Genomic DNA, 13,107 nt, shown 5'->3' on the forward strand with positions numbered 1-13,107 from the left:
TTAAACCATTGATGAGTCTTTAAAATAGGAACTCAAAAGTCAATTCTCAGTATTTTAGCAGAGAGATACGCCTTCGGTGGAACAAGGACTTCCGTTCCTCTATAGGCTCAATCTCTCTAGTCATTCTTCGGAGATTTCATATATTTATCCCTGTAAAAGAATTGATTGGTTCTGTTGGTCATTTTTAAACTGTAGGCCAAAGGGTCTTTTGCCAAAAGCATTGAGGAAATCTTTAATCCTCAACAGAAGTACAAAATAACAGGTTTCCGTTCTGCAGGTGAAGGAGCTGGCATTTTGCACCCCATTTCTTATTTATAAACGCTTCTTCGATTCGCAAATCAAAAAGAGAAGACCATTTAGAAATCTGATTGTCCAAATCTTCCACTGCTAACAAGACTTCCTTTATTTGAAGAGAGCCGGCTGGATGGGTGGAGAGTACCTTCATTTTCTCTCTTCCTATAGCATTATCCTATCCCCATTGGATGAGAAAGGGAAAGGGAAGTGTTGGATGCTCTTCCGCGATAAAAAGCATAGACCATTGCAAAAGCTCTCCACTATCTTAACCGCGAACTTTTGACAGGGGCATGAAGCTTCAGACCTTTTTCTTTAAGGTCGACAGCAAGTTGATCCATGTTATCCGTCCTGGGAGCGATCCTCCCCGGGTGTCTCCCAAAGGCAGCTCCGTGACAAGCTGTTAAATCAGTGGGTTATCGTCAACCTGCATGGAAACAGAAGAATCTTGAATTCCGAGCCACTCGAAATAACTCAAACCCAAATAAGCAAGCATGTTATAAGACCCCCAGCTTTCATGCTTCCACCCTCAATAGCCTGAATGCCATGCTGCAGCATCGTTGTTTTCGCGGATGCAGGTTTAGATGAAAAGTGAACAAGATGATCAAAGGCAAGTAGAGTCATTTTATATCTCTCGATTCTGTTTAGTGGTGTATTTCTATTTTAACAGGTTGCCAGAAAGGACCAGATTGTCGTGTGTTTGTTAAGAACGTTAATTATTAGTCGTTAAACGTTTTATTTAATTATAAAAGTAATTTCAAAGAGGGATTTTTTGTTTAGAGCTTTATAATAGAGGGGATATACATAAATTTGTCGAACCTTTAAGTTAAGAAATACTAAACGGGATAACATAAGAGTAACCTACAAATAAAAAATACATGGGGTAGGTTTCAAACCAGACACTTAAGAACGAAGGTCTAAATATCTTAAAAAACAATTTAGAAGGTGGCAATTCTTATGGTCAAATTAAAAGAAATTAACTGGTTTCGAGCTTCAACTGAGATTCGTATGAGTGAATTCAAAGAATATGCGAATAACATTCAATCTTTTTTAGAGCAACAGTTAAAATTAATGCAAGAAGATTTTGATAAGCGGGCAGCGGGTTTAACTGATGATGAAAAAAATAATCTGTTTGAAGGAATGTTTGAGAATGACTTTTACAATTTCAATAAGTCATTCCCGAACATTTTGAGAGAATCTCTATTTATTTCCTGTTATGCATACCTAGAAAAAGAGTTGATGAATCTTTGTAAATTCATAGAAAGATCAAACGATTATAAAATTGGGTTATCGGATCTAAAACATAAAGGAATTATTAAAACTAAAGTTTTCATAGAAAAGATAGCGGAAGTAGATTTCCCTGAAAACACTAATTCTTGGAATAAGATTTTAAAGTTTAATATAGTTAGAAACCATATTGTTCATGAAGGTACTTACACAATAGAAAGAGGTTCAAAAATATTTAATGCGTGCAGAGATTTAAATACAATTTCACTTGAACATAGATTTACTAATCTAGAAAACCAGAAAGAATATTATCGCCTACAATTAACTGGGGATTTTTGTTTGGATTTTATTAGTACTGTTTCTGAATTTTTTTCTGAATTATATAAGGCATTTGATTTAATAAATCCAAGCAAGTAATATTTATTTATTATCTCATTAAATCAACAGAAATGGAGATCCATCAACTTGACGAGTCTCTTATCTATTAATGGATTGAATTAATTTTAATTGCTCTTTTAATGCATTTTGCCTCTTAAATACCCCCGGTGAACCATATCACAAATCAATAAATATTTATGAAAAGGAAGCTTGTTCATAAATCGAAGGAGCTCACATTGTTAGTGAGCTCTTTTAATCTAACTATTTGATCAAATGTATTTGTAGATATCTGTTAACTATTACAATATATTCTTATTAGCCCGAGGCACCAAATAAGAAGGCATCTCCTTCTCAAGCTCCCAAACAAAACTCATAGGCTTGTTACCAGAGTGCTTAATATAATTGGCTGTGCCAAGAAAGATGAAAGGTGAAGGAATGCTGCCTTTCTCTTTTTTGTATTCTCTGACAAATAGGGCGATTTTGTTTCCGGTCTGACGGTGGTGGATATATCGCTGGCCGGTCGGGCTTTCTTCACTGACTTTACTTTGGGTTTGCCAGTGGAATAGCTTTTCGTTAATGGCGTAGTCCTCGTAAAGTGTTGATGGCGAGAAGTCTTTTTCGGATTTGTTCAAAGTGATGAAAAAGATATCCAGGTTCTTGTCTTTGAAGTATTTGACTCCTTCCCGGAACGCCGGGCTTTGCTCTTCGTTGTTGTAGTCAAATCCGGCCAGTACTTGAGCTGTTGAGTAGCGGCTGTGGACTTGGAGCGGGCAAGGGAAGGTGAAGTTCGCCTTCAATTCAATCGTTTCTAGAGAGTCATATAGAACCTCTACAATTTGTTTGATTTCCTCTTTGAACGCAGGATGCTCTAACACTTTTTCAATTCCTTCCTTTATGGAAGAGAGTCCTTCTTTTTCAGGATTAGCTTGATAAAAGGAATAATAGAACATGTTCAGCATCAGTTCTTCTTCTTTCCCCTTCGCTTCTTCCGTTTCCATATAGTTTTTTAAAAACGCCAGCAGCTTTCTTGAGTTGAGGTGAAAAAGATTCGGCAGGCGGCTTGTAAGCCACTGTTCTCCTTCATAGGTGAAATCTTCTGCAAGTCCCGCTTCCACTAGCAAGCGAGAAAAGCTTCTATTTTTATTTCCTCCGTAAAAGTCATAGAGATCCAGGTGGTAGTGCTCCAGGAAGTTTTTCAAAGTAACGGGTTTCCCGGTAACATGCTCAAAGGATTTTAATTTTGAAACTAGGTTCAGTTTGGTATTGGAACCAGCTTTAATGTTTTGCAGAATGTATTCTTTCGCCTGTTTTTCCAGCTGGACGAAACAGCCTTTTGGCAGGTTAAAGAATCCGTTTTCGACATAGTACTGAACGGAGTGCTTTGATTTGCCGATCAGGGCTCTCAGTTTTTCTTCATACGAATAGTTGCGGTGGGCTTGTCCGACGAAATCCAGGACCGTCAGGCATTCTTTGTCTTCTGATAGACGAAGGCCGCGTCCGAGCTGCTGCAGAAAGACGGTTAAACTTTCTGTTGGCCGCAGGAACAGCACGGTGTTGATTTCCGGGATGTCGATTCCTTCATTGTATAAGTCGACGACGAAGATGAATTTGATTTCTCCTGAGACGAGCAGTTGCTGAGCTTCCTGACGGGATTTTTTGTCCGTTCCTCCGTGTAATGCAATGGAGGGGATACCCGATTTGTTAAAGAAATCGGCCATGTACTGCGCATGTGCAATCGACACGCAGAAGCCCAGTCCTTTTACATCGCTGATATCCGTTACATACTTCTGGACGCTTTGGACGATCTGCGAGCTTCTGAGGTGATTGGACGTATAGACATTTTCGAGTTGCTTGGTATCGTAACCGCCCCGGGACCATTTCAGGTTTGAGAGATCGACGGTATCGGTGACACAGAAGTATTGAAAAGGACTTAACAGCTTTTGATTGACTGCTTCGGTTAACCGCATTTCGGCTGCGATGTGATCATCAAAATAAGAGAGAACACTTTTTCCATCCATTCTCTCAGGGGTGGCTGTCAGTCCCAGGAGAATCTGCGGCTGATAATGGTTCAGCAGTTTTTGATAAGAGTCGGCGGCCGCATGGTGGAACTCATCGACGATAATAAAGTCGTAGAAGCCACTTTCGGTATGCTGATGAAGCTCCTTGCTGTTAAAGCTCTGGATGCTGACGAATAAGTGATCGAGAGAGGACGGCTGCTGTGTTCCGACAAGCATGTCCCCGAAGTTCGGTTCCCGTAAAATCGCACGGAAGGTGTTCAGGCTTTGTTTTAAAATCTCTTCCCGGTGAGCAACGAATAGCAGCTTTGCCTTCCCGCCGTTTGCCTTCCTGAAACGTTTGTAGTCAAAGGCAGAAATGACCGTTTTTCCAACACCTGTTGCGGCGACCAACAGGTTTTTATAGCGGTGATGAACTTCCCGTTCTGCCTGCAGCTTTTCCAGGATCTCTTTTTGATAGTAGTAAGGCTGGATGTCAAAGAGATACTGAACCGATTCCTCAGCGACTTTGCTTTTTTCCAAAGCCAGCTTAAGCGTCAGGTTGTCTTCCTCATTTTCTCCGTTAAACGCTTTGAACTCCTTGTCATTCCAGTAGCTTTCAAAGGTGGCCTCACATTTTTTGAGCACATCAAAGGAATCCTTCTCGGTTACCTTCACATTCCACTCGAGCCCCGAAGTCAGAGCGGGATTGGAGAGATTGGAGGAGCCGATGTAAGCTGTGCTGAAGCCGGTATCTCTTTTAAAAAGATAGGCTTTGGCATGCAGTCTTGTCCGCTGCACATCATAGGAAATCCGGATTTCGGTGTTGGGAAGCTTGCTCAGCTCCTGGATCGCCTTATAATCAGTCGCCTCCATGTAGGAGGTCGTGATGACCCGGAGCCTGCCGCCACCCTCCGTGAATGTCTTCAATTCTTCTAAAATGATCCGTAGCCCGCTCCACTTGATGAAGGAGACGAGCATATCAATAGAATCAGAGGAGACGATTTCCTTCTTCAATTCACCAAGCATATTCGGCTCGTAGCTGGAGCCGGTGAATAAGGAGCTCTCAGAGATGGGCGTCACGGGACGGATGACTTCCTGACTCCCGATGCTTCGGATGGAGTTCATTTTGGAGTAGATATGTGTCAGGACCTCACCTTCTTCGGCAATCTTTAGCCGTTCAAACTCCTGGCGGTCCAATCGCTGGCTAAGGATGGTGATAATTTCGTTGCAGGTCTCGATTTGTCTGAGAAGAGCCTGCCCATCATTCCGCTCCTCATCGCGGACAGCTTTCAGAGCATTCCTGGTAACCGAGCTGATGTAGGAAGAAAGGACCTTTCGTGCTTCCTCCACGTCCAGAGGGGTCTTGCCGATATCAAAATCCAGGTCGGAGCCTGCAAGCTCTTCCTGTAGCTTTTCAGTAATGATTTCTTCGTAGATTCCTTGTTTTAGCATGATGGGGATCCTTTCCTAATATATGGTTTTATTTGGTATAATCATAACATAAGTAATCTTAACTAGATGATGTTTTAAGAAACTTGTGTGGTTTGGAATTCATAGGGTGATTAGTTTACTCTATTGACGAGGTGGAAAATAGTGTATCAATATTTTGCTGATAACTATGAAAATATTAAATTCACTAAAGAAACAAAAGATAATAAGGGACTGAGAAAAGCTCAGTTAGGTGCAGTTCATGCGATTGCTTCCTATTTTACGAGAAAGAATCAAAATCAAGCTTTAGTAGTTCTACCTACAGGAACTGGAAAAACTGCAGTGATAATGATGAGCCCATATATTTTAGAGGCTAAAAAGGTTCTAGTTATTACTCCTTCAATACTAGTAAGAAATCAAATTGCTGAAGACTTTAGTGATTTAAAAACACTAAAAGAAATAAACGTTTTACCGGAAATCTCTTTAAAACCTAACACCTTTGAACTGACAGATAGCAAAATTAATAAACATAGAGAAGCTATTAATAACAGTGATGTTGTTGTATCCACTCCTCATGGTGCTTATAATATTTCGCTGGATGAAAATTTGCAATCTGAATTTGATTTAATCTTAGTAGATGAAGCACATCATGAGCCAGCAAAGAAGTGGAGAGAGGCGCTTAAGAATTTTTCAGATGCAAAAAAGATTCTTTTTACTGCCACTCCTTTTAGATTAGATAACAAAAAACTTAAAGCAGACTTAATATATTCTTATTCTTTGTCTCAAGCTTTTGATGATTAAGTGTTTGGTGAAGTCACTTTTATACCTATCACAAAAAATGGAAGCGAAGATAAACATGTAAGAATCGCAAGAGAGGCTGAAAAGGTATTTTTTGAGGACAAACTAAAAGGATATAAACATTCTTTGATGGTGAGAACGGGATCAATTGATGAATCGAAGTCATTATTAGAAATTTATAAGACGAATACTGATTTGAATCTTGAAGTTGTTCACAGTAAGCTGTCCGCTAAAACAATTAAATCAGTAATAAAAAATTGCGAGAGAGTGCTTTAGATGGAGTTATTTGTGTTGATATGATGTCAGAAGGCTTCGATTTTCCAAATTTAAAAATCGCAGCAATTCATTCTCCACATAAATCGCTAGCTGTAACTTTACAATTTATTGGTAGGTTCGCTAGAACAAATTCAATTAATATTGGAGATGCAAAATTTCTAGCAATTAATGATGATGATTTTATATTGGAGAATAATAGATTATATTCTCAAGATGCGATATGGAAGGATATTATCATTAACCTTAGTGATTCTCAAGTGAGAAAAGAAGAAAATAATCAACAGTTTATTAGTAATTTTATTGTTCAATCTAAAGAATCGGAAGAAATTATTAACGAAATACCAAATTTAAGGCCGAATTTTCACGCGAAAATTTTCCATACTTCTACTTTTGACATTGATTCAAGTTTCCCCAAGTTAGGGCTTACACTTGCTGGAGTACTAAAAAACAAAGAAGATAATACTTATATAGCTATATTAAAAGATTTAGTTGTACCAAAATGGGCAACAAAAGAGAGTGAATTATATGATCAAAATTTTTATTTGGTTGTAATGTATTATTCGACAGAAGCAAATTTATTATTCATAAATTCACAACTGAAAAATGAAAGTTTATATTACATGATTGCTAGCGCTTTTTGCGGAGAAGATTCCTTTTACAAAATTAGTAGAAATAATCTGCATAAAGTATTGGGAGGGATGCAGAATTTTGAAATATTTAATTCTGGATTACAAAACCGTGTATCAAACGAGGAATCTTATGTCATAAGTGCTGGTCCAGACGTAAGTAATACTTATGATCCTGCTACAGGGAAATTGTATGCCGCTGGGCATGTGTTTTGTAAAGCAATCTATAATGGAGTTGAAACAACCTTAGGATATAGTAGCGGTTCAAAAATATGGAGTAGTACTTATGGGTCTATAAAAGAATTTATAGAATGGTGCCAGGTTAATGCCTTAAAGATCAAAAATGAAAAACTAGTTGTAAAAACCAACACAGCGTTTGACTTTGTTCCAATTCCTGAAAAGATTAAATGGTTTCCTGATACTATATTTCTGATTAGGTGGTCTAATAATACCTATTCAAATCCGCGTAATTTAATATTGGAAGGGCATATTAGTAAGCGGTCTGTTCTAGATATAGATCTTGGTATTGTTGAATTATCTAAGGACACAATTAAGTTTTCATGCAGCTTTGAAAAAGAGGAATTCTTCTATTCTATATCTACTGAAGGGAAGGTTACTTCTTTTCAAAAGGAAGAACTAATGGTTCAATTTGGAAAACAACAACTTAAATTATCACAATATTTAATGGGAAATCCAGTAGAAATGCTTACAACGGATTTGTGTTTAATCTCGGATGGAGAGATAGCAAAGAGTAGTTATGAAATAGAAAGATTTGTTCCTAGCTTGATTAAAGATATAAATTGGAAGTCACACAATACAGATACTACACTTGAATTTGGAACATCCAAAAGTAGTGGAATGATATCCATTCATGACGCTTTAGCAAAAGTTCTAAAAAACACTAGTTATGATTATTTAATCTATGACCATGGTTCTGGAGAAATGGCAGATTATATTGGTGTGAAAACTACAGATTCAGAAATTAACATTGATTTTTATCATGTAAAGGCTATGAAAGCAAAAACTTTTAATAATTCAGTTAACGACGTTTATGATGTATTGGGGCAATCTGTTAAATCAGTAATTTGGTTAAAGACCAAATCTGTTTTTAGGACCAAAATGGCAAGCAGGAAAGAGTCAGGTTACTGTAACTTCCTTGTAGGAAATGTTACTAGTCTGAAAGATGAACTTCAATCAAATAAGGTACTAAAAGCAAAGGTGATTGCTGTACAACCCTCAATTCACCACACTAAAAAAATGACCAATAAAATTGCAGAGTTGCTGGCAGCCACGAACCATTATATTAAGCATTCTGGTGTAGCAAATGAGTTTGAGATTTGGGGAAGTTAAACAAAAATACTTATTGGAATTATTCTATCTAATGTTTGTCCAATACACAGACTATGTCGTAAGCGAAGATCTGAGAAGAATAAAACAGGTAGGTAGAATTACTAATAAGGTATAACTGACTGTATGCCAATTATACCTTATTAAATATTAACCGTTTACTTCCTTTTTCTTTTTCATATAATCCTCATAGTCATCCCTAACACTTTTGAATAATCTATCTAAAGCAATAAATAGAGTTAAAAGAAGTATAACAATATATTCATCGACTTCATTAAAAATTACGATTCCCAGCAAAGCCTGAAAATCAGAGTAACTCCTTACAAAAGCTAGTACCAATATTAATAGGTAGACCAAGATCCTACGTAAACCTTGCTCTGTTTTATTTTTGGAAGTGAAGTATATCCAACTCACCAAAGCAATTGGCAAAGTAAGCAATATAAAATAGTAGGTTTGTGTAGGTAATGTATTGACTGCAGCGGAAGCTACTAACAAAAAATACACAGCTAAAAAGTGAATCATAAAACTAAAAAACGTCCTCCCGAAAAGGAGTTTTAAACGACTAAATATATAGTTGTCAGAGCTAAGATAGGACATGAAATTTTCTAACTTACTCGAATAATTTCCTTCTCCAAGTTCTTTTTTGATTTTTGACACAAAAGAAGATTCCACTACAACAAAAATTGAGTAAAACAACATTATAATAAAAAACAGATATTGGTTTTTCTCTTCCCAAAGATTATTAGATATAACGAAAAAAAATAGACTTCCTAAAAATAATACTGAGGCAAAAACAAATAAGATTTCTGCTATAAACAATGTCCTATGTTTGTTATTAATCTTGTTTAAAAAGAAAGTAGAAATCCTATCACTTATGGTAGTCAAAAAAGGAAAAAGAATTTTGTTTAATAATAAATATGAAAGAACAGAAATTACTATTAATAAACCTATTAATACTAAAAATAAGAAAATGGCTTTCAAAAAATCACCCCAAATATATATATGGGATAATTGTACCAGAACTTAACTCCTGCATAACATAATTTTAAGCATAATTTGATAATGAAATATATAACTGGAGCAAGGTCATTCCAATTAAAGAGATATAGGTGTTTATTTTATAGTGAGTATTTGATTAATAAAGGAATCAACAAAGTTTCTCAAGTTGATGAGACAACAAGGAGACTTAATATGATGACTGAAATATTATCAAAGTATCATTCGTTAACTACCCATGATTGATATCACAGATTTAAATCATGGGAACATTGCTAAAAATTTTTCTCAGAGAATTAGGATAGTCTCAATGAAAAAAGTGTGTTTGATCATACTTGTCTCCACTTAGAACTTTATTTAGCGAGTTGGGGATGTTGAGAGGAAGTTCATTTCTATTGTATAAGGATTATAAGGTGTATCAATATTGAATAAGGAATGTCGTTATTAACCCGCAATATCACCAATTTTTCAATTTATAAAAGTAAAGATAGAATACCACCTGTATGCAATGCAATGGTCTCGCTGGGAGTCTACAAAATGAGGTATTACACCAAACAGCAAGTGGAAAGAGTTCAACCAATCTTGTACGATATTATTTAAAGTGAGATTTGTCGGATAAATACATAAATCTTGCAGATTAAAGACTAAGGAGACAGATAAACATGCTAAACCTAAAAAAAGAAATCCTAAAATTCCGATACGACCGAGGCTGGAATCATGACCACCGGGAAAAGGACCTGGCGATCTCCATCGTCCTTGAAGCGAGTGAACTGCTGGAGAACTTCCAATGGAAGACGAGTGAAGAGGCGGCAGCGGATACCAGGCAGAATATCAAAGAGGAAATGGCCGATGTGCTGATCTATTTAGTCCAGCTGGCTGATTCACTGGATGTGGATCTGGAAGAAGAGGTTTATAAGAAGCTTGAAAAGAATAATATTAAATACCCGGTAAAGCAAGGAAGTTAATGAATAGGCCAGTCTCCCGCAAACTAGGGGGAACAGGCCATTTTTATTTGGTTCGGACCTCAGTCTCCTTCTGACGTTCAGACACAAAGGCAATACTCCGTTCCACAAACTCCAGAACTTCCTCCGAAACCGGATACAGCCCCGTTTCCTCGGCAGGCAGCTTCCTGACTTCCCAGAATTTGTCCATCAGCTCTGTATCTCCTTCGAAACTGGCATCCGTTATTTCGATTAGTTTAGCTGCGATTTCGGCGCCTTGGTCTGATTCGGGCTTGATGTCGTGTTTTATACACCACTCAATCTGTCGCAGCAGGTTCATATATTGTTGTGTGGAGTCATCGTTATGGCTGAGGTTTGGGATGGCTTTTTGTAAGAATGTTTTTTCATCTTCTTGAAAGTAATCGATCCACTTTTTCGAGATCTCTTCGGAATTTTTAGCAAGCTCGGAAACGCGTTCCCAGGACAGCGTTTCTTCCAGGTCGATCATGTTGATCAGTGAGGCGGTCTTGGAAATGCTTGTTTGAAGGGCCGCTTGCTGCTCTTGCAGATAATTGTAGTGAGAGATCAGGATTTGCTTATAGGAAAGCTTGTCCAGTATCGTGCGGATGTCTTCCAATGGGAGCGAGAGGGATTTCAGGATGATGATTTTTTCCAATGTGAATAAATCTTCCTCTGAATAATACCTCTTTCCGTTATCATCCTTGAAGCTCGGTGTAAGGAGGTCGATTCCGTCATAATATCGAAGCGTGCGGATGGAGATATTCCTCTGTTTGGATACCTCTCCGGTTGTCCAGCGTTTCATTTCATTCCCCCTGAAAAAAATGCTTGCGGGTAACGCAGCGTCACCCTGTACAGTTGGATTATAGCATATAAAGGAAGAGGGATGAGGATGGAACAGCAAAACTGGAAAGAGAGAGACCAATGGGGTGTGAAAGAATTTGTCCTGCTCATGGTCCTTGAGTTTGTCATTGTGATTGGCGTCATTAAATGGACAGTGCAGCCGATATACTCAAACTGGCTGAACAACGAATTGTACGCGGGGTCGTTGATGGGATTAACGATCGCCATCGTATTACTCGGAGGCGTTTACATTATCGCTCTGCGTCCAAAAAAGCTTTCCTGGAGTGAAGTGGGAGTAAAGACATTTCAGATGAAGGATTGGAAACTGATTATTTTATATTCTTTTATTCTACTGACGGGTGCTGTCATCATTGTGGTGCTCACCAGTTTTATAGGGAATACGTGGGAGAACAGCAAGACGGAGGCAATGCAGCGGAATGTGACGCTGGTTACGGTTCTGCTTGCCTTTATCTCTGCTGCGGTTATTTCTCCCATTTACGAGGAGATCTTTTACAGAGGCTTTTTATACCGGTGGCTGCGGACGCGTGTTGGTTTTAAAGGAGCGATTTTGCTTAGCTCGCTCATCTTTACAATTGTCCATATTCCAACCTACAATGTCATGCCGGTCAATTTCTTCAGCGGGATTATTTTTGCGCTTGCCTATGAACGGACGGGTTCGATCTGGCCATCCGTATTGATTCATGGACTGACCAATGGAACGATGGTGCTGTTGACGAGTTTGGGGTGACGGGAAGTACTTGTAAAGAGACAGGGGGAACCTTGTCTCTATTTTTGTTGCTGAATTGTAGTGAAAAGACTAGGGAATTCGCAGGTTAGCTAATTACTTCTTACTAAGAAATATTTCTACTATTAAAGGCTATGTTTTGAATAATTGGGGTAATTATCCAAATGTAGAAGTCGTAAAACCTATGGGAATTTCAGCAGGATTAATAGGGGATGGCGAACATTCATACATAAAATTTAAAGGTGATTTGTAAAATGAACCTATTGCATTAGGAGGACCAGACATTCATGAACAGAAAAAACAAGGTGATTATATATGGAATCGGACTTTCATTAGTACTTGGAGGATGTATGGGTAATGGTGTGGATGAGAAGCAGGCTGAAGTAAAGGATGAGTATGCAAGAGTGCAGGATTATAAAGGGGAAGGGTACTCTTTGAATGATGGAGACGAAAACGATAAGATTGCCGAGGCTAAAAAGGATGAAGTGGAAAAAGCGGTAAAGGATTTCTTTTTAACGAAATATAAGACGGAGGTTGATGTACATAATCTGGTGGGGAATGTCGATGGAGTGACGGTATTTGTGGAATCGACAGGACCTGTGCACTTTTATTCTTATGCTATAGTACCGATTAATCAAGGAACGGAAGAAATCATTTCTGATGAAGTGAGATCCCAGGAAGATGTGGTGGAAGAAGGGATTCGAGAAGGCTTATATTATAAGCTTTTTGAAGAAGAGTTTAAGAATCTGGATCAATACCTTGAGGAACTGGCATCTGAAAAAGAGGTAGTGGGAAGAACGGTTAAATCACTGCAGAATACAGGTGGATCAGGATTCATGACACCTTACTATACGATTACTTCGTTTAATGGTGATGAGGCAATCCAGCCTGTGTACGATTTATATATGGAAGCCCCGGATACCAAAACAGAAGACCTGAAAAGTGCATTCAATACGGAATTATTTGATGAAGAATTTCTAACCATGAACGTTATCTTATATATGAGCGAGGAGAAGGCTTCCCCGAGTAAAAGCCTTCTGGAAAAAGTTTTAAAGGATTTAGAAGGGATGGATTCAATTCCGAATGGGACTTATCAAATCATCATCAATGATAATGGAATACACAAAGAAACATCTGAAGGGTATAAGGATAATTCGATTAAGGCTGAATTCATCAAATCTCAATAGGAGATGAAC

General features: G+C 38.0%; 10 protein-coding genes and 1 pseudogene. 6 read left to right on the forward strand and 5 right to left on the reverse strand.

The window, feature by feature from the left end:
• Nucleotides 1-232 precede the first annotated feature (232 nt).
• Complete coding sequence (locus AC4E8A_RS02975; RefSeq protein WP_490196714.1) at nt 233-445, reverse strand: hypothetical protein; 213 nt, start codon at nt 443-445, stop codon at nt 233-235.
• Between the two features lie 249 nt (nt 446-694).
• Nucleotides 695-802 (reverse strand): annotated as a pseudogene (locus AC4E8A_RS02980) (VOC family protein); the annotation flags it as partial.
• 446 nt (nt 803-1,248) lie between these two features.
• Here AC4E8A_RS02980 and AC4E8A_RS02985 point away from each other — a divergent pair.
• Nucleotides 1,249-1,935, forward strand: coding sequence for a hypothetical protein (locus AC4E8A_RS02985; protein ID WP_490196715.1), 687 nt, complete (start codon nt 1,249-1,251; stop codon nt 1,933-1,935).
• Nucleotides 1,936-2,195: 260 nt separating this feature from the next.
• Here the strand turns inward: AC4E8A_RS02985 and AC4E8A_RS02990 are convergent, their stop codons facing one another.
• Entirely contained in the window at nt 2,196-5,345 is a 3,150-nt protein-coding gene (locus AC4E8A_RS02990; protein ID WP_490196716.1) for a DEAD/DEAH box helicase, read from the reverse strand.
• 141 nt (nt 5,346-5,486) lie between these two features.
• On the opposite strand from AC4E8A_RS02990, the gene AC4E8A_RS02995 reads away from it, so the two are divergent.
• Together AC4E8A_RS02995 and AC4E8A_RS03000 are read left to right on the forward strand one after the other, a co-directional pair.
• Nucleotides 5,487-6,122 (forward strand): DEAD/DEAH box helicase, encoded by a 636-nt coding sequence (locus AC4E8A_RS02995; protein ID WP_490196718.1) that lies wholly within the window; start codon nt 5,487-5,489, stop codon nt 6,120-6,122.
• A gap of 293 nt (nt 6,123-6,415) precedes the next feature.
• Nucleotides 6,416-8,371, forward strand: coding sequence for a hypothetical protein (locus AC4E8A_RS03000; protein WP_490196719.1), 1,956 nt, complete (start codon nt 6,416-6,418; stop codon nt 8,369-8,371).
• 147 nt (nt 8,372-8,518) lie between these two features.
• On the opposite strand, the gene AC4E8A_RS03005 is transcribed toward AC4E8A_RS03000, so the two are convergent.
• Nucleotides 8,519-9,349: a hypothetical protein gene (locus tag AC4E8A_RS03005; RefSeq protein WP_490196720.1), complete on the reverse strand. Its 831-nt coding sequence runs from the start codon at nt 9,347-9,349 to the stop codon at nt 8,519-8,521.
• A gap of 677 nt (nt 9,350-10,026) precedes the next feature.
• Here AC4E8A_RS03005 and AC4E8A_RS03010 point away from each other — a divergent pair.
• On the forward strand, nt 10,027-10,329 hold the full coding sequence (locus AC4E8A_RS03010) for a nucleotide pyrophosphohydrolase (RefSeq protein ID WP_490196721.1): 303 nt from the start codon (nt 10,027-10,029) through the stop codon (nt 10,327-10,329).
• Between the two features lie 43 nt (nt 10,330-10,372).
• Here the strand turns inward: AC4E8A_RS03010 and AC4E8A_RS03015 are convergent, their stop codons facing one another.
• A complete protein-coding gene (locus tag AC4E8A_RS03015) occupies nt 10,373-11,128 on the reverse strand; it encodes a MerR family transcriptional regulator (RefSeq protein WP_490196722.1) in 756 nt (251 codons plus the stop codon).
• A gap of 81 nt (nt 11,129-11,209) precedes the next feature.
• On the opposite strand from AC4E8A_RS03015, the gene AC4E8A_RS03020 reads away from it, so the two are divergent.
• Both AC4E8A_RS03020 and AC4E8A_RS03025 read left to right on the forward strand, forming a co-directional pair.
• Nucleotides 11,210-11,914, forward strand: coding sequence for a CPBP family intramembrane glutamic endopeptidase (locus AC4E8A_RS03020; protein WP_490196723.1), 705 nt, complete (start codon nt 11,210-11,212; stop codon nt 11,912-11,914).
• A gap of 284 nt (nt 11,915-12,198) precedes the next feature.
• Nucleotides 12,199-13,098, forward strand: coding sequence for a DUF1672 family protein (locus tag AC4E8A_RS03025; RefSeq protein ID WP_490196724.1), 900 nt, complete (start codon nt 12,199-12,201; stop codon nt 13,096-13,098).
• Nucleotides 13,099-13,107: the final 9 nt, after the last annotated feature.

It is taken from the genome of Bacillus sp. SRL337 (assembly GCF_984799155.1).